This window comes from Vibrio sp. 10N.286.49.B3 (assembly GCF_002873395.1).
Taxonomy (GTDB): Bacteria; Pseudomonadota; Gammaproteobacteria; order Enterobacterales; family Vibrionaceae; genus Vibrio.
Window position 1 is genome coordinate 1 of the sequence record NZ_MCUV01000041.1, and the last position, 423, is coordinate 423.

Genomic DNA, 423 nt, shown 5'->3' on the forward strand with positions numbered 1-423 from the left:
GTTAACGTAAGAGTCCCTAATACATCAGCGGCAGGAACAACACTGGTTGGATCAAAGACTTCTTGCAGCACACCATCCGCATCCGTAATGGTCAACTGACCATTGTCGGTTAAGGTCGGGGTCGATTCATCTTCAACGACTTCACCAACCGCATCACCGGAGATGATTGCGGCATCATTAACCCCAGTAATCGTCACGGTAATGGTATGCGCTGTACCGTCTTGCGAAGTGATGGTGAACACTTCGTCTTTGGTCTCGCCTTCATCTAAATATTGAACATCGGCATTATCAACGTTATACGTCCAAGCGCCATCTTCAGTTAACGTGAGAGTACCTAGTGCATCTGCGGCAGGTACTACGCTGCTTGAAACGAACACTTCTTGCTGGACACCATCGGCGTCTGTAATGGTTAACTGACCACTG

The 423-nt window shown here is 48.5% G+C and carries 1 protein-coding gene; it reads right to left on the reverse strand.

Annotated elements, in window-relative coordinates; genetic code table 11:
- The coding region (locus BCU68_RS14280) for a VCBS domain-containing protein (protein ID WP_241901384.1) at positions 1-423 on the reverse strand (423 nt) is incomplete at both ends.